The sequence below is a fragment of the Runella limosa DSM 17973 genome (genome assembly GCF_000482465.1).
GTDB lineage: Bacteria > Bacteroidota > Bacteroidia > Cytophagales > Spirosomataceae > Runella > Runella limosa.
Genome location: NZ_KI519424.1, coordinates 34,738 through 59,974 on the forward strand (window position 1 = coordinate 34,738; position 25,237 = coordinate 59,974).

General features: G+C 42.1%; 27 protein-coding genes. 7 read left to right on the top strand and 20 right to left on the bottom strand.

Going from position 1 to position 25,237, the window contains the following annotated elements; all coding sequences use genetic code 11:
• Nucleotides 1-60 precede the first annotated feature (60 nt).
• On the bottom strand, nt 61-264 hold the full coding sequence (locus K339_RS0121715; protein WP_028525486.1) for a transcriptional regulator: 204 nt from the start codon (nt 262-264) through the stop codon (nt 61-63).
• A gap of 111 nt (nt 265-375) precedes the next feature.
• Between K339_RS0121715 and K339_RS34430 the strand changes: the two genes are divergently transcribed.
• Together K339_RS34430 and K339_RS38040 are read left to right on the top strand one after the other, a co-directional pair.
• The gene (locus K339_RS34430; RefSeq protein WP_037301562.1) at nt 376-858 is read left to right on the top strand and encodes a helix-turn-helix domain-containing protein; all 483 of its coding nucleotides are present in this window, start codon (nt 376-378) and stop codon (nt 856-858) included.
• A gap of 107 nt (nt 859-965) precedes the next feature.
• Nucleotides 966-1,100 (top strand): hypothetical protein, encoded by a 135-nt coding sequence (locus K339_RS38040; protein WP_262506077.1) that lies wholly within the window; start codon nt 966-968, stop codon nt 1,098-1,100.
• Nucleotides 1,101-1,220: 120 nt separating this feature from the next.
• Here K339_RS38040 and K339_RS0121725 read toward each other — a convergent pair whose 3' ends face one another.
• From K339_RS0121725 to K339_RS36760, 13 genes are all read right to left on the bottom strand, one after another.
• Nucleotides 1,221-1,562 carry a type II toxin-antitoxin system PemK/MazF family toxin gene (locus K339_RS0121725; protein ID WP_028525487.1) on the bottom strand — a complete coding sequence of 114 codons (342 nt, stop codon included), beginning with the start codon at nt 1,560-1,562 and terminating at the stop codon, nt 1,221-1,223.
• Nucleotides 1,543-1,977 carry a hypothetical protein gene (locus K339_RS0121730; protein WP_211243828.1) on the bottom strand — a complete coding sequence of 145 codons (435 nt, stop codon included), beginning with the start codon at nt 1,975-1,977 and terminating at the stop codon, nt 1,543-1,545. Before K339_RS0121730 ends, K339_RS0121725 begins: the two co-directional genes overlap by 20 nt.
• A 65-nt stretch (nt 1,978-2,042) precedes the next feature.
• The gene (locus K339_RS37240) at nt 2,043-2,213 is read right to left on the bottom strand and encodes a hypothetical protein (protein WP_157607693.1); all 171 of its coding nucleotides are present in this window, start codon (nt 2,211-2,213) and stop codon (nt 2,043-2,045) included.
• Between the two features lie 104 nt (nt 2,214-2,317).
• Entirely contained in the window at nt 2,318-2,440 is a 123-nt protein-coding gene (locus K339_RS38045) for a hypothetical protein (protein ID WP_262506078.1), read from the bottom strand.
• 423 nt (nt 2,441-2,863) lie between these two features.
• Nucleotides 2,864-3,490 (bottom strand): hypothetical protein, encoded by a 627-nt coding sequence (locus K339_RS0121740; RefSeq protein ID WP_028525490.1) that lies wholly within the window; start codon nt 3,488-3,490, stop codon nt 2,864-2,866.
• A 7-nt stretch (nt 3,491-3,497) separates the two neighbouring features.
• Complete coding sequence (locus tag K339_RS0121745; RefSeq protein ID WP_157607694.1) at nt 3,498-4,049, bottom strand: hypothetical protein; 552 nt, start codon at nt 4,047-4,049, stop codon at nt 3,498-3,500.
• A gap of 42 nt (nt 4,050-4,091) precedes the next feature.
• Nucleotides 4,092-4,292, bottom strand: coding sequence for a hypothetical protein (locus K339_RS0121750; RefSeq protein ID WP_028525492.1), 201 nt, complete (start codon nt 4,290-4,292; stop codon nt 4,092-4,094).
• Between the two features lie 96 nt (nt 4,293-4,388).
• Complete coding sequence (locus K339_RS37245) at nt 4,389-4,553, bottom strand: hypothetical protein (RefSeq protein ID WP_157607695.1); 165 nt, start codon at nt 4,551-4,553, stop codon at nt 4,389-4,391.
• A gap of 53 nt (nt 4,554-4,606) precedes the next feature.
• On the bottom strand, nt 4,607-5,074 hold the full coding sequence (locus K339_RS0121755) for a hypothetical protein (RefSeq protein ID WP_028525493.1): 468 nt from the start codon (nt 5,072-5,074) through the stop codon (nt 4,607-4,609).
• A gap of 106 nt (nt 5,075-5,180) precedes the next feature.
• Nucleotides 5,181-5,381 carry a hypothetical protein gene (locus K339_RS0121760; protein WP_028525494.1) on the bottom strand — a complete coding sequence of 67 codons (201 nt, stop codon included), beginning with the start codon at nt 5,379-5,381 and terminating at the stop codon, nt 5,181-5,183.
• Nucleotides 5,378-5,695 carry a hypothetical protein gene (locus K339_RS37750; RefSeq protein ID WP_211243829.1) on the bottom strand — a complete coding sequence of 106 codons (318 nt, stop codon included), beginning with the start codon at nt 5,693-5,695 and terminating at the stop codon, nt 5,378-5,380. The genes K339_RS0121760 and K339_RS37750 overlap by 4 nt, the downstream gene beginning before the upstream one ends.
• Nucleotides 5,696-6,784: 1,089 nt before the next feature.
• Nucleotides 6,785-7,327 carry an IS5/IS1182 family transposase gene (locus tag K339_RS34435; RefSeq protein WP_051398163.1) on the bottom strand — a complete coding sequence of 181 codons (543 nt, stop codon included), beginning with the start codon at nt 7,325-7,327 and terminating at the stop codon, nt 6,785-6,787.
• Nucleotides 7,305-7,568: a transposase gene (locus K339_RS36760; protein ID WP_084332285.1), complete on the bottom strand. Its 264-nt coding sequence runs from the start codon at nt 7,566-7,568 to the stop codon at nt 7,305-7,307. The genes K339_RS34435 and K339_RS36760 overlap by 23 nt, the downstream gene beginning before the upstream one ends.
• Before the next feature lie 152 nt (nt 7,569-7,720).
• Here K339_RS36760 and K339_RS37250 point away from each other — a divergent pair, with 152 nt between their 5' ends.
• A complete protein-coding gene (locus tag K339_RS37250) occupies nt 7,721-10,780 on the top strand; it encodes a 3-coathanger stack domain-containing protein (protein ID WP_157607696.1) in 3,060 nt (1,019 codons plus the stop codon).
• A gap of 37 nt (nt 10,781-10,817) precedes the next feature.
• Here the strand turns inward: K339_RS37250 and K339_RS0121785 are convergent, their stop codons facing one another.
• Nucleotides 10,818-12,527 (bottom strand): right-handed parallel beta-helix repeat-containing protein, encoded by a 1,710-nt coding sequence (locus tag K339_RS0121785; protein ID WP_028525497.1) that lies wholly within the window; start codon nt 12,525-12,527, stop codon nt 10,818-10,820.
• A gap of 288 nt (nt 12,528-12,815) precedes the next feature.
• Here K339_RS0121785 and K339_RS0121790 point away from each other — a divergent pair, with 288 nt between their 5' ends.
• Together K339_RS0121790 and K339_RS0121795 are read left to right on the top strand one after the other, a co-directional pair.
• Nucleotides 12,816-13,745: a bile acid:sodium symporter family protein gene (locus K339_RS0121790; protein ID WP_028525498.1), complete on the top strand. Its 930-nt coding sequence runs from the start codon at nt 12,816-12,818 to the stop codon at nt 13,743-13,745.
• A 12-nt stretch (nt 13,746-13,757) separates the two neighbouring features.
• Complete coding sequence (locus tag K339_RS0121795; RefSeq protein WP_028525499.1) at nt 13,758-14,735, top strand: 3-hydroxyacyl-CoA dehydrogenase family protein; 978 nt, start codon at nt 13,758-13,760, stop codon at nt 14,733-14,735.
• A gap of 44 nt (nt 14,736-14,779) precedes the next feature.
• On the opposite strand, the gene K339_RS0121800 is transcribed toward K339_RS0121795, so the two are convergent.
• From K339_RS0121800 to dnaK, 5 genes are all read right to left on the bottom strand, one after another.
• Nucleotides 14,780-16,492 (bottom strand): GMC oxidoreductase, encoded by a 1,713-nt coding sequence (locus tag K339_RS0121800; protein ID WP_028525500.1) that lies wholly within the window; start codon nt 16,490-16,492, stop codon nt 14,780-14,782.
• Between the two features lie 64 nt (nt 16,493-16,556).
• Nucleotides 16,557-17,087: a gluconate 2-dehydrogenase subunit 3 family protein gene (locus tag K339_RS0121805; protein WP_028525501.1), complete on the bottom strand. Its 531-nt coding sequence runs from the start codon at nt 17,085-17,087 to the stop codon at nt 16,557-16,559.
• Between the two features lie 83 nt (nt 17,088-17,170).
• Nucleotides 17,171-18,070, bottom strand: a complete 900-nt coding sequence (gene bla, locus K339_RS0121810; protein WP_028525502.1) for a class A beta-lactamase, subclass A2 — start codon at nt 18,068-18,070, stop codon at nt 17,171-17,173.
• Nucleotides 18,071-18,163: 93 nt separating this feature from the next.
• On the bottom strand, nt 18,164-18,976 hold the full coding sequence (locus K339_RS0121815; RefSeq protein WP_028525503.1) for an RpnC/YadD family protein: 813 nt from the start codon (nt 18,974-18,976) through the stop codon (nt 18,164-18,166).
• A 503-nt stretch (nt 18,977-19,479) separates the two neighbouring features.
• A complete protein-coding gene (gene dnaK, locus K339_RS0121820; protein ID WP_028525504.1) occupies nt 19,480-21,390 on the bottom strand; it encodes a molecular chaperone DnaK in 1,911 nt (636 codons plus the stop codon).
• A gap of 313 nt (nt 21,391-21,703) precedes the next feature.
• Between dnaK and K339_RS0121825 the strand changes: the two genes are divergently transcribed.
• Together K339_RS0121825 and thrS are read left to right on the top strand one after the other, a co-directional pair.
• Complete coding sequence (locus K339_RS0121825; RefSeq protein WP_169731887.1) at nt 21,704-22,951, top strand: tetratricopeptide repeat protein; 1,248 nt, start codon at nt 21,704-21,706, stop codon at nt 22,949-22,951.
• A 131-nt stretch (nt 22,952-23,082) separates the two neighbouring features.
• Entirely contained in the window at nt 23,083-25,038 is a 1,956-nt protein-coding gene (gene thrS / locus K339_RS0121830; protein ID WP_037301568.1) for a threonine--tRNA ligase, read from the top strand.
• Nucleotides 25,039-25,237: the final 199 nt, after the last annotated feature.

The window sequence follows — 25,237 nt, forward strand, 5'->3', positions numbered from 1 at the left end:
GTTTTTAGATTTTACTTTGATTTTAAGCCCTACACCGTTGGAGCGGTAGTAGGGCTTTTTTTATTGGAAAAAATTAGCCACAGGAATATCAAAGTACTTTGATAGCTTACCTACTTCGGAGGCTGTTGGCTCTAGTTTGCCTGAGTAGATAAGGCCCCAACGCTTGCGGTTGATTCCAGTAGCTTGATAAAATTGAGGATTAGGACGAAAAGGGAAATTGTGGTCTTTCTCAATCGTGTTTTTTACACTCAAAATAGTCTCCATATTCATATAAAGAATTTAATATGTGAAATATGAATGCAATTATGCGAATAATAAATTCATTATGCAAATAATAATCCCGTTTTTTGCATAGTATTTTCATAATCTGCATAAATGAGTATATCCAAACGAATCTCAGATTTGAGACTTAGACAGGGCTTAAAGCAATCAGACATTGCAGCCGCTTTAGGTTGGTCACAATCAAGTTACTCGCGAATTGAGACCAAACCGCAGAATATGACCATTGAAGAACTGGAAAAGATAGCAGGGGTGTTAGGAGTGAGTGCCGTTGAGCTTCTCACTGGTGAGGGACAAAAGGTGGATGATAGCGAGGAAGTGGCGCGATTGAGGGCGAAAATTGAAGAACTGGAAAGCGATAAAGCCTATTTGCAATCATTAATAGATTTCCTAAAAGAGGACAAAGAATTTAATCAAAATTTCCTTAAAGATATTGTAAAAAAATTGGGGTCTTATATTGCTGATGTAAAGGCTAGTAACTATACAGAATTATTAAATGGCCCTGAGTTTAAGGATTTAGAATTTACTGTCAACTTTATGACAGAAATGTTTAAGTTTATTAAAGAAAAACCAGAATAACCCACGGCCAACAACGCCGAAAAGCGCGTATGAGCATCAGGCACGGGCGGCGTGGAATTTGTTCGAGGGTAGGGGTGTTGAATAAAAGCATCTAACGCAACGAGACGATGGATACAAACAATGAACAGGCTCAGGATTTGCATTGTGAGACGGAGCAACCTCACTTTTGTTACCAAATGAGTGAGAAAGTATTGTCGGAGGAGTGGAACGCTCCCGAAAATGATATTTGGGATAATTACTGACCTGCTTTTGATTTGGCCTTTACCTTTGACGTGGGCATTTACGCGCGAGTCAAGTCATTTCCTCCGTCTGAGAAGTCGGGGGATTTTTTTTGCCCGTACATCGGAGCGCGTTAGGGGAAATTAGCTCATCCCAAAAACAGCTTCATTAATTTTCTCAATGATTTCTTTAAAAGGTTGGGCTTTGATACTCCCAAAACGCTTGATAATATCGTAGTCAGATATTTGCAAAAGAAGCTGACATTTGGCGTAAGAAATTGTATCAGTAGGGTAATTGAATGCGTCAGTTGTGAGGGTTACCATAAACTCAGGGTTGTGAGGCTTGGTAGAAAGCATCACGGCATAATAAATACCCTCAGCTTCATAAAGGTCATTGGTAGATACGATAACGGCGGGGTGGGGGGCAAAGTTACCATTTGGTAAGAGGTAGTTTAAAAATACTACATCACGCTGATTCACCTTCATACAATTTTTGGGCTATGAGTTTACGGCCTCGGGTGCGCGATACGGCTTTTAAAATTTCGGGTTCGCGGTCATCTGCATTGGGAAGTTTCCCGTCTGTTACTTTTTCCAATAGTATTCCCCAGGGAGAAAGTTCGTAATGGATTTTGGCATAGCGGTCGTATAATCCATTGGGAAGGGCCGCAAGAACTTCGGGATGTTCGGCGGTTACTTTTAACATCCTATGCGATATATTCAAGATATTGAAATATGGCTCGGCTTCTTTTTGGGTAATGGTGTAAGGGTCAAAATCTGCGTTGAAATTACCTATTTCATCAATCATCTGCTTTACACTGTCTGAATGTAGGAACTCCAATAGATTGAGCAAAGTTTGAACGCTGAAACTGGTAAATTGGCTAAACAAATCGCGCTGGCTCATGGTGATAGTATTTGCTTGTACAAACATAGCAAAACTATAGAAGGGTTCAAATTTGGAGCTACGAATTAGGTGCTTGATTGCTTTGATAACAATGATTTTTCGTCTATTGCAGTGGGCGTGTGTAACGTTCTGAGTCCTTTAATGATACTGCTAAGTTTGCGGCGTTCTACATCGGATAATGGTTGGTTGGGAACAACTACAAAATCGGGTTCAGTTGTGTGATGTTTACGTTTCATTGTAATAGTTGTTTGATTAAGCTCAGAAGACCGATTTTTAACAAAACCTCATTTCCAGCCGATTTAGGGGGTGTTTTACGGGAACCGACGTATAGATAAACCAATTATAGGTCGAGATATTGGGGCTTTTCCCATTGCTCAAACTCGTAACTCTGCACGATGAGCGGACAAAGAAACTCGTATTCGTCGTAGCAGAACGAAAGTCTTTTTTCAATGAGCCGGGCCATGACGGAGCAGTCTTTTCCATAGTTGAATTTTTCATTGAATGCCTCCCCAATCCTTTTCTTTGTACGGGGCCTTAGCGCCTTATACATCGAAATTAATTCATTGATAGGAACTGAACGGGTAACGATATTCTCCATTGAACTACAATTGGCTTTCTACACGTAAAGATAGCCCAAAAAACAAAACGACCGTAGAACAGTCGTTTTGTAATATTATCTCTTTACCATGAAGCACAACTATAAAAAACATGTGGTGTCTAGTGGGTCATTTTTAGCCCAGGTATCACCTTTGTGTTTTCTCCTTTTAAGACCTACCCAAACTACCAAAGCAATTGTAGAAGCCCAAAACGCACGTTTAAGACTGAGTATTTTCATGGTGATTTCTAGGTTAATGCCTTCAAAATTTTGAGCCTCGCCAAACAAATTCTATCGTTTTGACTTACTGAATTTTGAACTCTGTTTTTCATTTGATTGCGGACTAGAAACCCCCCAAATGAGTAAAGCCAAGAAAGTTAATCCACCAACAGCAATACCACCAATCAACAAGTAATTAGGTTTGGGAGGGGCTTCATCTATGACAAAATCATCAATTGGAGGGGGGGATGGTTGTTTTTGAGGTGTTTCTATTGTTGGGTCATCGGGGGTATTGATACCACCTGATTGGGTTGTTGTAGGCTGCTTTGAATTTGAGACAGGATAAGAATAGTTTGGGTTAACCACAACTTTATACCATTCATTATCAAAGACATACAATGATTCATCGTATGGGTTCATAATGGCGACATAAACAATTGAATTGTCGGGGCGTTGAACTTTCATGTAATAGGTATATTCCTCTTTAGAGTCAGTTACATTCATCTGCACAATTTGGCCTATGAGTTCACCTTTATTAACCACAACATCAAAATTGCCCTCTAATTTAGATTGATGAGCTACATAATCATTTGAGTAAACTAGGTCTCCAACCTCAGGATAGTTTGGGTTTGATTTAACCCCTTTCTGCTGAGAGGCTGGAGCAAACAAAGATGGAATAAGAAAAAGGTATTCAAGCATTACTTTATCAGTTAAATTGATTTTCAAAAATTTCGTGCGTGATGACCTCTGAATCAATGAAAGCAGCTTCAAAACAAGGTACTTTCATATTTTCCCATTTTTTGCGTGCTTTATCGGTGAGGTCAAAGGTGATTAATTGTTGATTCGTTTTAACCTTGGTCATTTTACTCTGACCGTAGTCAATCAAATTTTGCAAGTTATGGTACAATTGGAGCGTTTGGGGCACTATGTAACGGTAATTACAATAGCTTTCAATTTTTATTTTTAGTATTAGGGCGCGTGAAACAAATTCTTTTAACTCATCTACTTGCCATTTTGATTTCTGACAACTCTCCGTAAATTCAGTTATCAGTTCATTGAAACGGTTCGTAAATCGTTTTTGAAACTCAATGTCGTGGCTCAAAGAATCATTGATGATTACCAAATCAAGGCGTTTTCGTTCGTTTTCAGCCTCCATTTTACGGATGTTCAATTCTTCCATTTTACGTACGTGCTCCAACTTTAGAGCGACTCGTAATAACTTAGGGTCAGCGATTTCAAAGCCTAAAATTCTGCTCATTTTAATAATTGATTTTGGTTGATTTTGGTGTTGTTTTATGAATTAGTCAATTTCAATTTTGGTATTAGAGCCGTATTTTTTACGAAGGCTTTCTTCTAATACTGACCTCTTTGCCCAATAACGTTCTTGGTTAGCTAGCTCATCCTTTTGAATTTTATAAGACCGCCAATAACTGTAAGCTAATGCTGAGAATCCAAGTAAAATTCCAATACATAAGCCGATAAGAATTTCTTTATTTTTCATACTTGATTAAAAATTGATTGCACAAATATTAAAAAAGAAAAACGAGCGGTTTTCCGTCCGTTCTCAGTAAGTCCACTTAATTCCACATTTGTCTTTTTAATCCTCAAAAAGGCTGAATGGAATGCCCAATTTTTCAACAATGTGAGCTACTTGCTTAGGGGTAAATACATTGTCTGGCGGCCAATTACGTACATGCTCCAACTTTAGAGCGACTCGTAATAGCTTAGGGTCAGCGATTTCAAAGCCTAAAATTCTGCTCATTTTAATAATTGATTTTGGTGTTGACACTTGTATGTTTAAAGATTAACCATTAATTATTTGTTTTTAAAAATGAAAACTACAAACAATGATACTATAACTACAATGAAAAATATGTATATTATTATTGTTGTTGTATTGTTACTTTCTTGATTCTGTTTCGCTATTTTTCTAGCACTTTCTATTTTTTGAAGATTGAGGGTTTTTTGTGCTTCAATTACACCTTTTTCATTTATAAGTGACTGATAATTAAGGTTGTATTCGGTTTCAATTTGCCTCCCTTTATTCGTAATAGCATTATTTATTGCATTTGAAAAAGTAGATGCAATAATAAAATCTGAATTATCTAAAAAATTTGATTGAACGTTATTGGATTGTTGTTCACTATTCTTGAATTCATTAGGTGAATAAATAGAAGTTGGTGGGCGTTGGTTTCTGGCAAATAAGTCAATAAATGACATTCGTAAGCGTCCCCAAAAGCCTAAATCACCGTTGACAAATACGCCTTTTGCAGTTTCACTCATATCTTTTAATTAGGTTTTATAAATCATTGCGTCAAAGATGACAAAAGAAAAACGGGCGGTTTCCCGTCCGTTCTCAGTAAGTCCACTTAATTCCACATTTGCCTTTTTAATCCTCGAAAAGGCTGAATGGAATGCCCAATTTTTCAACGATATGAGCTACTTGCTTAGGGGTAAATACATTGTCTGGCGGCCAATCAAGCCCATAATAGAGCATTTTCCTTTTCAAGGTTTTCATGTGCCAACCGTATAAAGCTGCAAGCTCCGACTTACCGTAAGATTTGATGACAAATTTCTCATCGGTAATCATGCTTCGGTTTCGTTTATTTCGGCGGGTTCATTAAACTCGGGGCTCACTAACTTTTCGTCAGTAAGCGGAATGTCTGTTTTTGGTTGAACATGTTCGACTTTCTCTTTTTGAAGCAATTCGGGTACCAACAATAGTTCGGCTTCCAATTTTTTTATCAAACGTTCTTCATTGTCGATTGAGGTGGGAATCTCTTCAAGCCTTTTCAAAATTTTGGGGTATTCAAATCCCTTTTTCTTGCGCTTGTCGTCGGTTACCCAAATACCAATGGCAGACACTACGACAACCAAAAAAATGACAATTGAAAGATTTATCAAGTTGGCTTTACCTGAATTGTCGTCACTCGATCGTTTGCTTTGTGATTTCAAAACCAAGAACCCCACTAACGAGGTTGAACCGCCCCAAATTAGAACAGGTTTCAAGTATCTTTCCGTGTCCGTAAGGGTATTTTCGTTTACCATGGACTCCTTTTCCTCAAAAAGCTTTTTTCCCTCTTTGCGTAACCGGACCAAGTTAGACTTTGCATTGGCAATGGCTGCTTCCAGTTCGGTGTACTTCGGGTTTCTAACCTCAATAATGGTTGTTTTGCTTTCGGTTAATGGGGAATGAGGTGAAGCCTGGTTATTACCTGGGCTAATCGCCTCAGCCTTTTTTCTTTTACGACATGATGCCACTCGGCAGGACGATTGACAATATATCGCCCTATGGTCTTTGGGTTGAAACAATTTGCCGCAATTGGCACAATTGCGTTTGGTTAAATTCTTCATTGGTTCTGCTGTTAATAGTTCAATTTTTACCAAAATTAACGAAAAAAGCCTCCGTTACACAGCCGTTACATGAACGTTAGCCAAATCGGTTTCTGTAACGGTTAAAGTGGTTGTCAAGGGCTTGAAAAATGGCACTACTAGGTCTAAAAACCGTCGAAATTGGCCTAAAAATGAACTTTAGGGGGGTGTATTGTACTACTCAATTTCGCGGTGTACGCTGTGTTATCACTATGTAAGCAAGCTGATGTTAAAAAAGGTGGAAATTTTCTCAAAGAAGCTTCCATTTTCACCGCGTTTTTCCCGTGGTTGAAATGTATTTGCGTTGCAAACTGGCGTCAAAATGAGGAAAAAAACGAGGAAAATTCCTTGTGGCATCTGTAATGTGCTGATTATCAATGGTATTGTAAGTCCCTCTCTCTCTGCACAAGCCTGTAAATCGGTGATTTACAGGCTTTTTTGTCCATAAGTTATAACAAACCTGCTTTTGGGTGTTGCTTTCTTATTATCCATTTTTTGCTGCCCGAGTTCATTTTTAGAAAATTTTGAATTGATTACCCCTGGCTGCCAAGACTACGTATTCGACCTTCATCTAACGACTAGCAATAAAAACAATTAAGACCTTAGAGTATGTTTTGGAAACTAATTTGGCAACCTATTGAGCAGTATGGTTGTATAGGCAATTTGTAGCATGACCTCAGAAGATTCAACGGTTTTCTCGTAATCCTTTGCCAATCGGCGTCTGAAATTGAGCCATCCGAACGACCTTTCGACCTGCCAGCGGTTTTTCTGTGGCACGAATCCTTGGGCCGATTCTGGTTTTTGTACAATTTCTACCTTCCAGCCATACTCTTTACAGGCGTGTTGGATGAAAGTCGTCTTATAACCATGGTCTCCGATGATTGCCTGCAAGCGAGGTACCTTACCTTTTAAGCTTTCAAGTGCTCTAATACCAGCTTGGTTATCAGATACCCCAGTAGAAGTCACTTTGACGCACCACAGGATGCCTAAGGTATCTACTAAAATCGTCCTCTTTCGTCCATTTATTTTTTTATTCCCGTCAATTCCTATTTCTGTACTGACGAATTGAACTGACTTAATGCTTTGACTATTAATAGCAAGTAAACTAGGTGTGGCCTGTCTTTCTTGTCGTTTACGTTCTTCAATGGCAAGGCAGTCCAGCAATTCCTCCCAAATACCACGTAGCTTGAACTGTCGAAAATGATACGGGGCTGGCCATCCAGTAAACAGTCTGCCATGGAGGGTACTTACTTTCCATATTTCGCCATTGGGAACCCGTGTTGTTAATCCAAAATATGGCGTTCACTATCGTTCGCAGCGAATGATGGCGGGCTCTTTGGTTATCAATTATTTTTTCGACAACTTGCCACTGAGAGTCAGTCATTTCAGAGAATTTCTCTTTCATTTAGCTTGTTTGAGGTGAGATTCAACAAGCTAACGACTGACTCTTTTTATTCGTTTTATACAATCCAGAACATACTCTTATACTTTTAATTGTTTTTTAAACGAAAACCACTTATTTTGGACTTGAAAGTAAGGTTTTAACGACTATTTCTTATGAACCTGATGCCAAAACTTTCTAATAGAAAGTTGACTTTAGTTACGATTTTCTGGATATTTAGCTTAATATGGGCTTCTCTAACTGGTTTTTCACAAAGTATTTACATTTATGATGATAATTTTTCCTTAGCTATACGTAGTGCCTGTCCTACCTGCATTGGCCCGTTCAATAACTTGTTATCTCCCGCAGCGACTTTAACAAGACTTGATGTTTCTAACTGGAATATTGCTGATTTGAGTGGGTTAGAAGGGTTTACATCGTTGGATACATTACTATGTAATAATAATCAACTTACTAGGCTGCCTACTTTGCCTAAAAATCTTACGTCTCTTTCCTGTTTTAAAAATCAACTTACCTGCCTTCCTGCATTACCAAATTCGCTGAAGTTCTTGAGGATAGATGCAGATAAAGTGACTTGTTTCGTAAATTCAGTGAATGGTTTAAAAGTGTATGATGCTGCCAACAATTTGATTGCTTCACCACCTATTTGTACTTATATCCCTGATGAAGGTTTTGCTGAAACTATACGAAGAGTATGTCCAGATTGTATTGGCCCCTGTAATAATCTTCTTCCACCCGCAGCGGCCATAACATCATTATTTATAAATGCCTATTACATTCAGGATATAAAAGGAATTGAAAATTTTACGTCTTTGCAAAGTCTAACAATAAACTTTGCACAGCTGAAAAGCCTGCCAACTTTACCCAATAGCTTAAAAGAATTACACTGTACACGTACTCTAATTACAAACCTATCTCCTTTACCAAGTAATTTAGAAATATTAGACTTATCATATAATCGACTAACGAGTTTACCTACTTTACCAAATGGCTTAATATCTTTAATCTGCCCATTTAATCAGCTTAAAAGTTTGCCTACTCTCTCTGAGAGCTTACTTTATTTAGATTGTCAGGATAATCTAATTTCAAAGCTACCTGCCTTAACCGATAAATTATGGTCATTAAACTGTGCCAATAACCAACTTTCATGTTTGCCTTTCTTGCCTTTGGCTTTGAAATCGTTAAGTATATATGGTAATAGTATTACTTGTTTACCAAATAAGGTAGGAGGACTATTGGTTCAAAGTGGCACTGGTACTTTGCTTCCTATTTGTAGTGTTCCCGATCAAAATTTTGTGAAAGCAATTAAGAATTCCTGCCCAAGCTGTATGGATTCGTGCTACAGGTTATTGCCAGCGGCAAGCAGTTTAACGTCACTGGATGTGTCTAATCAAGGCATTAGTGACTTAACTGGGATAAATTTATTCTCAGCATTGCAAACACTTAACATTTCCAATAACCCACTTACCTGTTTGCCTGTGTTGCCAGTTACGTTAACCAAATTAATTGTTAATCCCAATGAAGTTAAATGCTTACCCAAACTAATACCAGGTTTACAGGTTTATAATAAGAACAATGAACAAATTGCTACACCACCTGTTTGCCCTCTATACATTCCCGATTCTAATTTTGCCCTTGCAATACGAAGAACCTGTTTTAGTTGTATTGATGACTGTAATTATTTACTCCCACCTGCTTTCACTTTAAAGTCGTTAAATATCTCCGAAGGAAAAATAACCAGTCTATCAGGAATTGATCAGTTTACCTCTTTGGAAACTTTAGATTGCAGTTACAACCTTTTGACTGAGTTGCCTGGTCTGCCACTTAGTTTAAAATCATTGAATTGTTCATATAACAAGCTTACAAGTTTACCTTCTTTGCCTGTTACTCTCACCAAGTTAGAATGTAATAATAATAAATTGGAACACCTGCCAGCATTACCCGATAAATTATCATGGTTATCCTGCGCAAATAATCAACTTAATTGCCTTCCTTTCTTGCCGAATACATTAGTGTACTTAGTTATCGCAGGTAACAGTAAAATAATCTGCTTGCCTAATAGAGTAAAAGGTTTGTATATTGTGTATAATCAAGGCATTTTTTATTTGCCAGTGTGTGGGGTTGCCGACGCCAATTTTTTAAAGGTTATCCAAAATAATTGCCCAAATTGTATTGACTCCTGCTATAACTTATTACCTGGTGTTACAGATATAACGGTTCTTGATGTTTCCAATAAAAATATCACTGATTTAACAGGTATTAGTGCATTTATAGGATTAAAAACTCTCGACTGTTCCAAAAATTCTATAACATGTTTGCCAGCTTTACCCGCAACATTGAGTAAATTAGTAATAGATGCAGATAAAATTAGATGTTTGCCGAATCTAATACCAGGTTTGCAGGTTTATGATAGTGCAGGCAACTTGATTACTACACCTCCTGTTTGCCCTTTTTTTATCCCTGATATCAATTTCGCCAATGCCATAAGAAGTCATTGCCCTAAGTGTATAGATGATTGCAATTTTTTACTTACTCCCGCTTCTGAATTAACATCGTTGTTAGTTGCTAACAGCAAAATCTCAAACTTAACAGGACTTGAAGGGTTTCCTTCGCTAGTGTACTTGTATTGCAGTTCTAATCAGATTACAAGCTTACCTACGTTGCCGAATAATTTGACTCACTTATCTTGTGCGTCGAACCAACTTACAAGTTTACCCACTTTGCCCGAAAATTTGACTTACTTATCTTGTGAGCTGAACCAAGTTACAAGTTTACCTGATTTACCCAATTCATTGGTTAGTATGTACTGCACAAATAATAAACTGCTAAGTTTACCGCCTTTGCCAGTAAATCTTGAAAGATTACATTGTAGTAACAACCAGATTACCTGCCTTCCTCTTTTACCAAATTTTTTGATAGAGTTAAGCATTGATTCTAATATGATACGCTGTCTTCCTAATACAGTAGCAGGGTTAAAAGTTTATGATCAAAATTTAAGTTCTATTTCTATGCTACCACTTTGCCCTGTTTCACTCATGCACCCCACAGGGCTGGTGCCTACAGGCACCTACATAGCTACTCAAACAATAGAAAGTGGAGCTAGTTTATCGGTAGGTGGTACCAACTACCACGCAGGGCAAAGCATTACATTGAAACCAGGCTTTCAAACACTTGAAGGTAGAACATTTTCGGTGGAAGTAAGAGGGTGTAACTAATTTGATTGTCTATTTGTAAGCTCTCCCTTTTCCCATTTCAATTACTACAGCCTACCGTTTTGGTCTCAACCTTGGCCGACGAAGGTAAAAAAGTCCCATTCTGGAAAAGCACCGACTTCTTGGCATTGAAAACCACTTTTATCGCTGGGTTGACGGGTTGGTTGACTATTATTCTACCGTTTGTTTCAAAAAGATACGTTCTGTAAGTCAGTGGAATATCTATGACAATGTCACTGGTAGAGCATTGGTATTCATAGGCACCCGCGTCGGGACGGAAATTTTTAACCCGTGTTTTCCCCGCCAAATCTTTAATTCCTGCGGAGTCTGTTACAACGGAAGAGAGGTCGCTGAAGTCGTACGCGGGGGATGACTCGGAATTGAGCCGAAAATTAGCACTAGCCGCATCTTGAAAAAGGGGATTTACTGAACGAGAGCTTTGGTCTTTGGATTCGTTGGTTTTAAAATTAGTTAGCCCATACCAATCGCGTTTTTCAAACATAAGGTGGGGGTTACTGGTAAAGGTAGAGTACCAAATGTTGTAATCGGAGCTTAGTCCAATGACAAAGCTTGCGGCGGGTTGCCAGCTATTCAAGAGCTTAGAACGTCCGCTGATGGATGAGTAAAAAATATTGTTTCGGATGGTGCAGTTTTCTGAGTAGTCCAAATTAAGTTCGCCGTAATCTTGGGGCGATGTCTCAGAAGGTTCTAGTAATGAACTGTTAAAATTGTTGGCGCAGGTATTATTGATTATCCAACAATCTTTGATGCGTCCATTTTTACACCACGAAGTTTCCTTACAACCGCCTAAGCCAATTCCTCCTCGGGAGTTATTGTATGCCAAGTTGTTGCGAATGATTACCTTTTCAGCGGCAGCGTTGACGACACTAAATTGATTTTCGCAACTGATTTGAAATCCTCGTTGACCGTTTCGGCAGGTATTTTGTTCAACCACAATGTTCTTACCTCCATCGACGTAAATGCCTGCGGCCAAGGCGATGGTGCTTTTGCAGTTTTCTACTAGATTTCCACGAATGATTCCGTTGCGCGCTTGGGAGTTGGAGGCGGAGCTGTTACACCAGTTGTAATAACCTGCCGCTACAATTCCAATATTTCCAGTGTTATTGATATGGTTATTACTGGCAAGGAAACCATCGACATTTCCGACAAAGGTTAATGCTTCGCTTACTCCAGTACGGCAATCAAAAATCGAACAACTATCGACTACAATGGCATTGATTGGGGTACTTGGGTGGCTTCCACAAACTACGAGGGGGTTGAACCCTGCGTTAGGGGATGCGTAGAATTGGCTGAATTTGCACTTCTTTAGTTCAAGGTGGTGGGACGTGCCTTCTATTTTGATTCCCCAGGCACTACCCGTCAGATTTTTAAAATGAAATCCCTTGATCCTGAGGTAGTTTTTGCTGCTAATAAGTACAAAATAAGCCGCTGCGGCATTGCCCTCAAAAATGGGCTCCTCGTTGGCATAGTTAAGAAATTCGATGTACTGATTAGTGTTGCCCGAATTGGGGAAGTTGATGTAGGTTTCGTTATAAGTACCTCCTCTAAAATATACTTTGTCGCCAGCGGTCGCCGTACTACACGCTTTGGCGAATGTCTGCCAAGGGGTATTGATATTGGTGGGGGTAGCGGAGGCATCGTTCCCGCTTGGGGAAACGTAAAAAATCCGTTGCGCTTGAATGCTGTTTACCAATATAAGTGCTATAAAAATGGAGAGGAAGCTTTTCATTGGCTATCAGATTTAGAATGAAGAAAATAGAGTTGATAGTAAGTAATTAAGCAAAATTAGTTGAGACTTTGCGGTCCGCCGCCGCGGCAAGTTTATGACTCTTCTGACTATCAATAGTATAAGCCTAAAACTTGGAAAGTCTATTTTTGCACAAATACTTAAATTAAATCTTTTATTAGTTGAAGTCAATTTATCAAGCGGCAATTTTTTATTGTGAGGTATATGTTTTAGGTTGAATCCTGTATCTTGCTTTTTTTTCCATCTAACCTATTACCTTACCTTCTTTTCATGAAAGAATCACTGGCGGCGCTGGATTTTATACGCCTCAATTTTTCTGCCGAAAGTTCGGCCGTTGTCAATATTGCCCTTGGGTTAATGATGTTTGGGGTGGCACTTGACATCAAACCACATCATTTTCAGACGCTTCTCCAAAATCCACGTCAGTTGCTGGCTGGAGTTCTCAGTCAGGCAGTGGTGATGCCTGCGGCTACATTTTTGTTGGTCATGGCGTTGGGCGATAACATTACGGTGGGAGTTGCCTTGGGGATGATATTGGTGGCGGCTTGCCCAGGGGGAAATATTTCCAATTTTATTACTTCATTGGCCAAAGGAAATGTCGCGTTGGCAGTTAGCCTGACGGCGATAAGTACGATGTTGGCGGTTGTTATGACGCCATTTAATTTTACTTTTTGGGGAAACTTATACGCCCAAAGTAGCTCGTTGGTACGGCCATTGTCGCTCGATTGGCGAGAGTTGCTCAAGTCGGTATCTATGATTCTTGGCTTACCAATGGTACTCGGGATGTTATGTTCTTACTATTTACCCAAAGTGGCTGCCTTTCTGCTCAAACCATTTCAGGTGTTGTCTTTGTTATTTTTTGTGGCGTTGGTGGTCATTGCCTTTACGCAAAACTTAGATATTTTCTTGAACCACATTGGTTTCGTGTTTGTGGTGGTTTTGCTTCAAAATACGCTCGCAATGGTTACAGGCTACGGAATGGGCGCCGTCTTTGGGCTTTCAAGACAAAACCGAAGAACGCTCAGTATCGAAACGGGGATTCATAATTCGGGACTTGGACTGGCCTTATTGTTCAATCCCGCCGTATTTCCTACAGACCTTCCGTTGGGCGGAATGGCCATCATTGCGGGCTGGTGGAGTATTTGGCATATTTTGGCTGGAACGTCGATTGCATTTTATTGGAGTAAAAACAACGCATAATTAAACCTAACCATGACCACATCAGCTATTTCAGTAGGGGTAGTTGGACTAGGGCTTATGGGGTGCAGCATTACTACTTGTTTGCTAGTGGCAGGACATAAAGTAGTGGCGGTAGCTCCCTTGCCTTTGGATGTTCCAACTGCTCAACCGCGTATTTATGAACACCTTCAAAAATCGCAAGCGGAAGGATTGACCACCTTTGCGCCCGAACACTTTTTTGCTCAATTAACGATTACGGAAGATTATCGCTTGCTGGCTGATTGTGCGTTGGTCATCGAATGTACGCTGGAAAGTTTGCCCATAAAAAAATCGGTCTATGAAAAAATTGAGGCTGTTGTCTCAAAAGAAGCGATTATTACGAGCAATACCTCAGCCATTCCCATCAGTATTTTACAAAAAGAAGTAGCTCATCCTGAGCGGTTTCTGGGGTTGCATTGGGCAGAACCTTCGCACACGACTCGTTTTTTGGAAGTAATTTGTGGGGATTTGAGTGATGTGTCAAAAGGGGAGTGGTTGTACGAAGTTTCGCAAAATTGGGGAAAAGAACCCACCTTGGTACGGAAAGATATTCGTGGGTTTATCACCAACCGCTTGATGTACGCACTTTACCGTGAAGCGTTTCATTTGGTGGAAAATGGCTACGCGACTGTGGAAGATGTGGATCGTGCTTGTCGAAATAATGCGGGGTATTGGATGACGCTAGTGGGGCCGTTTCGGTGGATGGATTTGACGGGTGTTCCCGCGTATCATACCGTTATGAAAGATTTATTCCCGACCCTTAGCACCACAACCGAGGTACCCAAATTGATTGATGATATTGTGAAAGAAGGAGGGAAAGGAGTGGCGAATGCGCACGGTTTTTATCCGTACTCGGAGGAGGAAGCACTTTTGTGGAAAAAAACCTTTGAGGAGTTTAGCTACGAAATTCGCGAGCTAGCTTTACGTTACCCCGCCGACGTAGTCAAAAAGAAAATGGAACAAAATGGATAAAAAAATACCCCGATTCGTACGCGAGTCGGGGTATTTTTATTTGGTTAGATATTTCCTTTTTTGCGTTCCTTCACGGCGAAGTCAACGGCGCGGGCCGTTAGCGCCATGTAGGTAAGCGATGGGTTGACGCACGAAGCAGATACCATACAAGCACCGTCGGTAACGAAAACGTTTTTGCAAGCGTGTACTTGGTTGTTTCCGTTCAATACCGAAGTTTTAGGGTCGCGGCCCATACGAGCAGTACCCATTTCGTGAATCGCCATTCCGAGCCATGAGCCACGGTCGTATGATTTTACGTTTTTCACGCCCGCTTTTTCAAGCATTTCGGCGGCGTCATTGGCCATATCGACGCGCATTTTCTTCTCATTTTCTTTGAGTTCGGCGTCAAATACCACCAATGGCATACCCCATTTGTCTTTTTCTTTCGTATCTAAGTACATGCGGTTTTCGTGGTAAGGCAATGTTTCGCCAAAACCACCCAAGCCCATGCTCCAAGGCCCTGGTTTGGTCAATTCCTCTTTGAAGTCAGCACCAAAGCTCAATTCGGCCACGTTGCGTTGCCAACTAGCACGGCTTCCGCCACCTTGGTAACCAAATCCGCGTAAGTAATCGCGTTTGTCGTTGCCGATGTTGCGGTAACGTGGAACGTAGATACCGTTGGCGCGGCGACCGAAATAATATTTATCGGCATCACCTTCCCACGTACCACTCGCTCCCGTGCGGAAGTGGTGATCCATTAAGTTGTGGCCAAGCTCACCGCTGTCGTTTCCAAAACCTGTTGGGAAACGATTTGAAGTTGAGTTTAACAATACGGCCGTTGTGCCAAGTGCCGAACCGCAAACAAAAATCAAGTTGGCGTTGAAGATGCGTTCTTCAAGCGTCACGGCGTCAACCACGCGCACGCCCGTTGCTTTTTTCTTGTTTTCGTCGTAAATCAAGTTGGTGACAACTGAGTCGGGACGAAGGGTCAATTTACCCGTTTTCGCGGCCAATGGCAACGTACACGATTGGCTACTGAAATACGCGCCAAACGGACAACCCAAAGCGCATTTGTTACGGTATTGGCAAGCAGCGCGGCCGTTATCCACCATAAATTGTGTTGGCTTTGTCAAGTTTGCCACGCGCCCGATGGTCATTGTACGGCCAGGGAAATCTTTTTCAATGCGTTTACGAACTTCTTTTTCAACGCAATACATTTCCATCGGTGGCAAAAACTCGCTATCAGGAAGCTGAGGAAGACCTAGTTTTTCTCCCGAAATCCCCGCGATTTTTTCTACGTAACTGTACCAAGGAGCAATGTCTTTGTAACGAATGGGCCAGTCAACGGCAATGCCATCTTTGAGGTTGGCTTCAAAGTCGATGTCACTCAAACGGTACGATTGACGCCCCCACATGATGGATTTTCCCCCTACAATGTTGGGACGGTACCAGTCGAAGCGCTTCACTTCTTTGTACAACGAATCAGAGTCGTTCATCCAATACTTTTCCGACATCTCGTTGTACGGATAATCGCGGCTCAATTTTGGGTGCGTTTCTTTTTGCTCTACCGTGAGGCGACCGTTGTATTTGGTTTGCCAAGGGTCTTTCATGGCATTTTCGTAGCCCGTTACGTGGTCTAATTTATGCCCTTTTTCGAGCATCAAAACGCGTAAACCTTTTTCGGTGAGTTCTTTGGCAGCCCAGCCACCGCTCACCCCCGAACCCACAACGATTGCGTCGTAGGTCATTTCTTTTTGTGCATCTATATTTAAGTACATGGGAATCTAAATTTGAAACTACTGGATAGATAAATGAGAGCGTATCAATTCGGCATTGCTCGAATTAAAGTGCCCAGGCTTTTTGTCCTGGTTTTAGCGGAACACATCCTTCAAAACGTCCAGGAATTGGTAAATACTCAAGTGCTTTTGTCGCGCCCACTTCCGAAGTGAAATACCCTGTCACGGTCAACTCTTTCATGCGTAAGAAAAACGCTTTATCATTGGTAGTGAGTGATTTAACAGCTTGAATTTTTTGAGCTGCGTCGAGTTCAACAAAACTTTTTCCAAATGAAGAACGGCTATCGGTGTTCAATTTGGTAAGTCCTGCATAGAATTTTTCTTGGTCTTCTTTAGGGAAACAATCGCGCATCACACGCACGATAAATTTCTCTACACCAGCGGCTTTGGCACCTGGGGTAGAAGTGGTTGGGATGATGACATCGGCTAATTCAGAAAGAAAAGCTTCTTGTTCTGCACTCACGGGAACGCTTTCGCCGAAATTCGTTTTTTCTCCGAGCACTCCAGCCATGGCGGGTGCGGAGATCATGCCCCCTAAAAGGAGAGCAACGTGCTGTATAGCATCTCTACGGTTCATGTTTGTATCGGGTGGTTTTGTATTTATAAAGTATAAGGTAGGAATATCTTACTATTGGTCTGTGCGAAAACAATCACCAAGGGTTATTTTTTTGTAAAGTAATCCCACGTCGCTTTTCCAATATCGGCAATGATTTTTTCGTTGGTTGCTTCGTTTTCGGTGGAATTGGTGACAAAAATACTGATGAAGACAGGGCTGCCCGAAGGTAAAATCAGTACTCCTATATCGTTAACGGCGGCCGTGAGCCCTTCTTTGTTTGTTCCCGAAGAACCCGTTTTGTGCGCAAGTACTGTTTCTGGAGGAAGTTGGGCTCTTAGGCGGTTTTTACCCGTCTTGGTTCCTTTCATTACTTTCCACAAAAATTCATGGCTTTTGGCAGAGAGCAATTTCTTGGTATTGAAGTAATAGGCCGTCAAAAGTTCGTTGGCAGCTTTGGGGGTTGTCCAGTTTTGGTACTGCAATTCCCAGTTTTTTTGCATCACTTGCTCGTTGATTTTGATAGAAACATTTTTAAAACCACGTTGGAGCAAGTATTGTTCGACGAATTTTGGGCCGCCGAGTAGTTTTAGCAACAGTTCACACCCAACATTATCACTTTCAGCTACGGTGTATTCAATGATTTTGGAAAGTTCAATTTCTCCGCCGTTGGGGTGGGCATCTCGTAGGGGACTGTACAAATCAGGAATGAGGTCTTCTTTACCAACGTTGATGGGTTGGTTTAATTTAAACTTACCCTTGTCCACTTCCGACAACATCGCTAGTCCAATGTGTAATTTAAAAACGCTTTGCATCGGAAAACGCTCATTCCCGTAAAACGACAGCGTATCAGTGGGCGTAGGCCCTAAGATAGCGACTCCGACTTTTGCTTTTTTGCCCGCGACAATTTGGCTGATTTTTTTCTTCAAATCAGGAAGCTGGGCCGAGGTAGTGAGTGAAAAAGTAACAAAAAGAAGAAAAAGGAGGCGTAAAAAGGAGGACTGCATAGTTTATGAGTGGGTCAATGTAAACAACGCCACGAAACTAGGCAGGAAAAAGGAAAATCAAAATTAAAGGAAATTTAGTAGTTGTATTAGTAACTATTTGTCGGCTGTAAGTTTTTGCTTGATATTTTTGACAAAATCAACAGTTGTATTTGCAAGATTAGCAATTTTTTCAAAGTTAAAGTCTGTCTGTTTCAGCAAGTTAGTGATTAATGCCTCTTTTTCCTTGTCTCTGCCCCTCAAATAGAGAACATCTCTTTCTTCTTTGATGTATTTTGAGATACTATCCATAGCGTTTTTTAATTTTAGGTCTAAGTTACGCAATTGTGCTAACACTCGCAACTGATTGAAATATCTCTGTAAGGAAAAGTCGGTGTCAGTCGTTTCTTCAATGCGTTGAAGTATTTGTTTGAGAGCATTTTCGGGGTCTTCTTCTTTAAAATCTGCCAGAATGCCTAGAACAATTTCTTCAGGTTTATTCGAATTAACAAAAATCATATAGTCCATTGCCGATAATGAAAAAAGAAGATAACTGAATTTAAATCGCTCTCTTTCGATTTGTGTAGGCATCTTTGGAACTGCATTCCCCAAAAATATGACAAATTGCTTAACAGACATTTTGTATTTTCGTTCAAGCATAATGTAATACTCCGCCATTCTATAAACCATCTCAGGTTCATCGGCTACCTGGAACTCAATTTGAAGTACAAAAGTATTTCCTTGATTATCAGTCACTTTTTTGAGTACATCAGGTTTTCGTTCTTTGGTGTGCTGTACGTCATCGGGAAGCTCTTCCATAAAAATAGCCGTGATACCCAGCACATTTTGCATGAGACTCGGTATTACGGCTTCTATGTTCTCCTTGAAGATTTTGTCGTACTGATTTGCCTGATTTTTGGTCTGCTTCATGCGGCAAAACTAAGAAGAAGCATTTGTTTTTGAAAGTTGCCGTAATCACTTGGTAGCTAACCACAATGAACACAAAGAATTGCACAAAGTTCTCAAAGCGAATGAAATCGCCTTATATTTACTTTTCTAGATTAAACACATTTAAAAAAAGTAGCCTCAGCGAGGCTAAATCTTAGTAGAAAAAGAGTAGCAAAGGCGATTCAAAAGCCCCATCGGGGTGACATCTTTCACCGAGCGTCGGTCGCCCAATGTTTTTTTGGGGGAATTTGATTCATTTTTCTACTAAGATGTAGCTCCTCTGGAGCAATGAATAGGGCTTTATATTTTAATGCGTTCAACCTGATCAAACGGTAAAGTCACTCCCACAACCCCCAAAAAAACAGCCCCACCTCGCGGCAGGGCTGTTTTGCATTTATTATCATTGATAGCTGCGGGTGGTTAAGCGGTAGTCAGACTACTCACCAATGACGCGGTCTGACTATCGTCTGACCGCGTACCCAAAACTATTTTACTTCTTCGAAGTTGACAAACTCACCTTCTTGGCCGTTGCCAGCGTTGGCTTGTTGTCCAGCTCCTGCCGATGGGTCTTGTGGCGCACCTGCGTCAGCACCTGCTGCGTAGATTTCTTGCGAAGCGGCGTTCCAAGCTTCCGTGATTTTGGTCATAGCGGCGTCGATAGCGGCAGCGTTGCGGCTGCTGTGTGCGGTACGAAGCTCTTCCAATGCACCTTCGATGGCCGATTTGTTTCCTGCCGAAAGTTTGTCGCCGTATTCTTTCAATTGTTTTTCAGTGCTGAAAATCATTGAGTCAGCTTGGTTTACTTTCTCAATTTCCTCACGGGCGGCTTTGTCCGCAGCCTCGTTGGCTTTGGCTTCCTCACGCATACGTTGGATTTCGGCGTCCGAAAGACCGCTTGATGCCTCGATGCGGATTTTTTGCTCTTTGCCCGTTCCTTTATCTTTCGCCGTTACGTTCAAGATACCGTTGGCATCCACGTCGAACGTTACTTCGACTTGTGGCACACCGCGTGGGGCTGGTGGAATACCGTCGAGGTGGAAACGACCGAGGGTACGGTTTTGTGAGGCCATTGGGCGCTCACCTTGCAGCACGTGCAATTCTACCGAAGGCTGGTTGTCTGAAGCCGTCGAGAACGTTTCTGATTTTTTGCTTGGGATAGTAGTGTTGGCTTCAATCAATTTGGTGAAAACACCACCCAAAGTTTCGATACCCAATGACAACGGAATAACGTCAAGCAAGAGTACGTCTTTTACTTCACCCGTCAAAACGCCTCCTTGTACCGCAGCACCGATGGCTACTGCTTCGTCAGGGTTAACGTTTTTAGAAGGTTTCTTTCCAAAGAACTTCTCTACCTCTTCCTGAACGCGTGGAATACGCGTTGAACCACCTACCAAGATTACTTCGTCGATGTCCGAAATACGAAGACCTGAGTTGTTCATGGCGCGCTTGCAAGGTTCCATCATGCGTTGGAACAAGCTATCGGCCAATTGCTCAAACTTCGCTTTTGTTAACGAACGTACCAAGTGTTTTGGAATGCCGTTTACTGGGAATATATAAGGTAAGTTGATTTCTGATTGCGTTGAGCTTGACAACTCAATTTTTGCTTTTTCTGCCGCTTCTTTCAAACGTTGAAGCGCCATCGCATCTTGACGGAGGTCGATGCCCTCGTCTTTCTTAAATTCGTCGGCCAACCAGTCGATAATCACTTGGTCAAAGTCATCTCCCCCAAGGTGCGTATCTCCGTCGGTTGATTTTACCTCAAACACACCATCTCCTAGCTCAAGGATAGATACGTCGAAAGTACCACCACCTAAGTCAAAAACGGCGATTTTGATGTCTTTTCCTTGTTTGTCCAATCCGTAGGCCAAAGCCGCTGCGGTAGGCTCATTGATGATGCGTTTCACATCCAAGCCCGCGATGATACCCGCCTCTTTGGTTGCTTGGCGTTCGGCATCGTTGAAGTAAGCAGGTACCGTAATCACGGCTTCGGTTACTGTTTGTCCGAGGTAATCTTCGGCGGTTTGCTTCATTTTTGTCAAAATGTGCGCCGAAATTTGTTGAGGTGTAAACAGATGCTCACCGATACGCACGCGAGGTGTGTTGTTAGCTCCTTGTTCGACAGTATATGCAACGGTCTTTAGTTCGCTTCCTACTTCTGTGAAGCGCTTACCCATGAAACGCTTGATAGAAGAGATGGTATTGTGAGGATTGGTAATGGCTTGACGTTTTGCAGGAGCACCTACTTTGCGTTCGCCGTTTCCGTTGTCCATAAACGCTACCACCGAAGGGGTGGTGCGAGCACCTTCGCTGTTGGCAATTACGACGGGTTCGTTCCCTTCCATTACGGCCACACACGAGTTAGTAGTGCCTAAGTCAATTCCAATTATTTTTCCCATTAGTTGTAAATTTTAAGTGAGCTTTTTAAGCCCGTTTAACAGATTTAAAGAGGGAGGGCTTTTGGCTGTTGCACCCCTCTTACGGGGCTAATATGTACAACGAGTGTGCCAGTGAAAATTTTAAAAGCTAAAAATGACAATTTGGCAGAAAATGCGTCGCTTTGCGTCAAATCGCGGAAAAAGGCATAACGTAAGGATTAGGCTGCCCGTCACATCGTCTTGTTTTGTCAAGCTGCGTTGGGAAAAATAGGCAGTTTTGACAGCCGTTATTCGGGCAAGGATGGTGGATTTACCCAAAACTTTCTCGAAATTTGTGGCACAATTATCCGAACCGAAGATTTTGAAAGGGATTCTGTCAATTATTTGCCTGTGTGTAGCAGTAGTGAGTGTAATAGGGTGCTCAAGCGATACCCGCCAAAGTACCCGTATCCCACCACTGCCGACCGATGATGCCACGCACCGCATCAAAGTAGGGATAGATTACTTAACCACGGTCATCCGAAGAAGTCCCCGTTCGGCCGCTAATTATCACAAACGCGCCGAGCTTTACGTGGCGCTGCGCGATTATGACCGTGCACTCGAAGACATTGAAGAAGCCCTTGACATCAGCCCCAGCAACGGTCTATTTTTGTTGACGCGGGCTAGGGTTTTGCGCCAATTAAAAAAATATGACGAAGCTTTGGCCTCAGCCCGACGGGCGGAAGTTTTGCAACAAGATACGCCTGAATTATACGTGTTGTTGGGGGATTTGACCCAACAAAAACGCCAGTTTCGACAAGCAAAATTGTATTTAGCAAAGGCGCTACAAATGGCTCCTTATGACGGAGAGGCGTATTTTTATACGGGACTGCTCGATGCCCGACAGGGCGACACGCTTTCGGGAGTTGCGTTGATGCAGCGGGCTTTGGATTTAAAGCCGCGCTTTCTTCCAGCTTACGTAGAGCTTACGACCATTCATACCCGCTTGAGAGAATACGATCAGGCGAAGGAAATCAACAGAATTGGATTAAAGTACTTCCCCAAAGAATCACAGTTGCACTACGCTCGTGGTGAGATGTATTTCACCCAAAAACGGCTGGACAGTGCTTTGATTAGTTATCGAAAAGCCATTCATTTCGATTCTACCAATTACATGGCTGATTTTTATGCGGGAATTATCTATTTAAAATGGAACAGTATTCCGCAAGCCATCAAGAGTTTTCAAAAAGTGCAGCGTTTCAATCCAAAATATCCGCAAATACATTTTTTATTAGGTACTGCGTATGACCGCGTTGGTAATTTGGACGGTTCTATCGAACAATACAGCCTTGCCGCCGAGCAAGATCCAACCGATTGGCGCTCCAAGGGACGGTTATACCGCGCCCAACAACGTAAAATGTACTTAGAAACCTACGGGACGTTGCCGCCTGTTGCCCCCGAAGCCGTGGCGGAAGCCGAGGATGAAACAACCGCTCCCGAAAAGGCATTGGACCCATCGCGGGTGCAAATCGAGGTCTTGACCCCGAACCTTCAATTGAAAACAAAGGCAGATACCAGTCGAAACTTCAAAATCAAACCGTAGAGAGGTTGGCAAAATTCAGAAAAAAGCCCAATTTTGCGCCCAAGCAATCCGTGTAGTACAAGTAGTAGATGGTTGTCGTTTAATCGTTCGCCACTGAGGACGTGGATTGTATCTCCAAACAATTTAACAAAATGTCTGAACAAATTAACATTACCTTGCCTGACGGTAGCATTCGTAAGTATGCCGCAGGTGTGTCCAGCATGGACATTGCGCTGAGTATCAGCGAAGGGCTCGCACGTAACGTGCTGGCTGCCAAAGTCAATGGACAAGTTTGGGACGCAACGCGCCCCATTACGTCGGATGCCAACGTCCAATTGTTGACCTGGAACGATACCGAAGGGAAAGCTACATTCTGGCACTCGTCGGCGCACTTGTTGGCCGAAGCCATCGAAGCGTTGTATCCAGGAACCAAATTCGGAATTGGGCCAGCCATTGAAACAGGTTTCTACTATGACATCGACTTGGGAGGAAAAACGTTTTCTCAAGATGATTTCAAAAAAGTGGAAGACAAAATGCTGGAGTTGGCGCGTCAAAAAAATGACTATAAGCGCAGCGAAGTCAGCAAAGCCGACGCCATTACGTATTTCACCGAAAAGAACGACGAATATAAGCTGGAATTGATTGACGGATTGGAGGATGGTCAAATTACGTTTTACGAACAAGGCAGCTTTACCGACTTGTGCCGTGGACCGCACATTCCTAATACGGGTTTTATCAAAGCCGCTAAAATCATGAACGTGGCAGGTGCCTATTGGCGCGGCGACGAAAAACGTCCGATGCTGACGCGGGTATATGCCGTGACGTTCCCTAAACAAAAAGAACTAGACGAGTACATCCACTTACTTGAAGAAGCCAAAAAACGCGACCACCGTAAGTTGGGGAAAGAACTGGAGCTCTTTACGTTCTCCGAAAAAGTAGGACAAGGTTTGCCGTTGTGGTTGCCTAAGGGTGCGTTGTTGCGCGAGCGTTTGGAAAGCTTCTTGCGTCGGGCGCAAGTACGGGCGGGTTATTCGCCAGTTGTTACGCCGCACATTGGGGGCAAACAATTGTACATTACGTCGGGGCACTGGGAAAAATACGGAAAGGATTCGTTCCAGCCGATTCTTACGCCCGAAGAAGGTGAGGAGTTTATGCTGAAACCGATGAACTGCCCGCACCACTGCGAAATATACAAATCTCGTCCGCGTTCGTACCGCGAATTGCCTTTGCGTTTGGCGGAATTTGGAACGGTGTATCGTTACGAACAAAGTGGTGAATTACACGGACTTACGCGCGTACGCGGTTTTACCCAAGACGATGCGCACATCTTCTGTCGCGGCGATCAAGTGAAGGATGAATTTAAACGCGTTATTGATTTAGTACAATACGTGTTCCGTTCCCTTGGTTTTGAAAATTACAGTGCCCAAATTTCGCTTCGCGATCCCGAAAAACCAGAAAAGTACTTTGGAAGCGACGACGATTGGAACAAAGCGGAAAGCGCCATCATCGAAGCCGCCGCCGAGAAAGGCTTGAATACCGTGACGGAATTGGGCGAGGCAGCCTTCTACGGCCCTAAGCTCGACTTCATGGTGAAAGATGCTTTGGGACGCAAATGGCAGCTGGGTACTATCCAAGTGGATTATCAGCTACCACAACGTTTTGATCTCGAATACATGGGCTCAGACGGTGGAAAACACCGCCCCGTGATGATTCACCGCGCGCCATTTGGTTCGTTGGAGCGTTTTATCGCGATTTTGATTGAAAACACAGCGGGTAACTTCCCACTTTGGTTGTCGCCTGATCAAATTGCGGTATTGCCAATTTCGGAGAAATACCAAGATTTTGCCAACGATGTGTTCTTACAATTACAGGAAGCAGATATTCGTGGGTACGTAGATCACCGTGATGAAAAAATTGGTCGCAAAATCCGTGATGCGGAAGTAAACAAATTGCCGTACATGTTGATTGTGGGGGAAAAAGAACAAGAAGAACGCAAAGTGTCGGTACGTCGTAAAGGACAAGGTGATTTGGGTCAAATGCCTTTGGAAGAATTTATTGCACACTTTAAGTCAGAAGTGCAAGGAACAATCGCCACGTTTGGATCGTAAAATACAGTTTGTAACAATACTTTTTAAAAAGAGCCTCTTGCCCTTCTGGGTTTAGAGGCTCTTTTTTTGATGGAGGAGGTTTATGCTCGAAAAAAACTAACAGAAATCTAATGACATTTGTTTTGTAAGATGAGTACCTTAGTACTGAAATGAAGGGTTCTTGCGTTACTTATAAAATGTTCTAAATCGTTCCTCAATA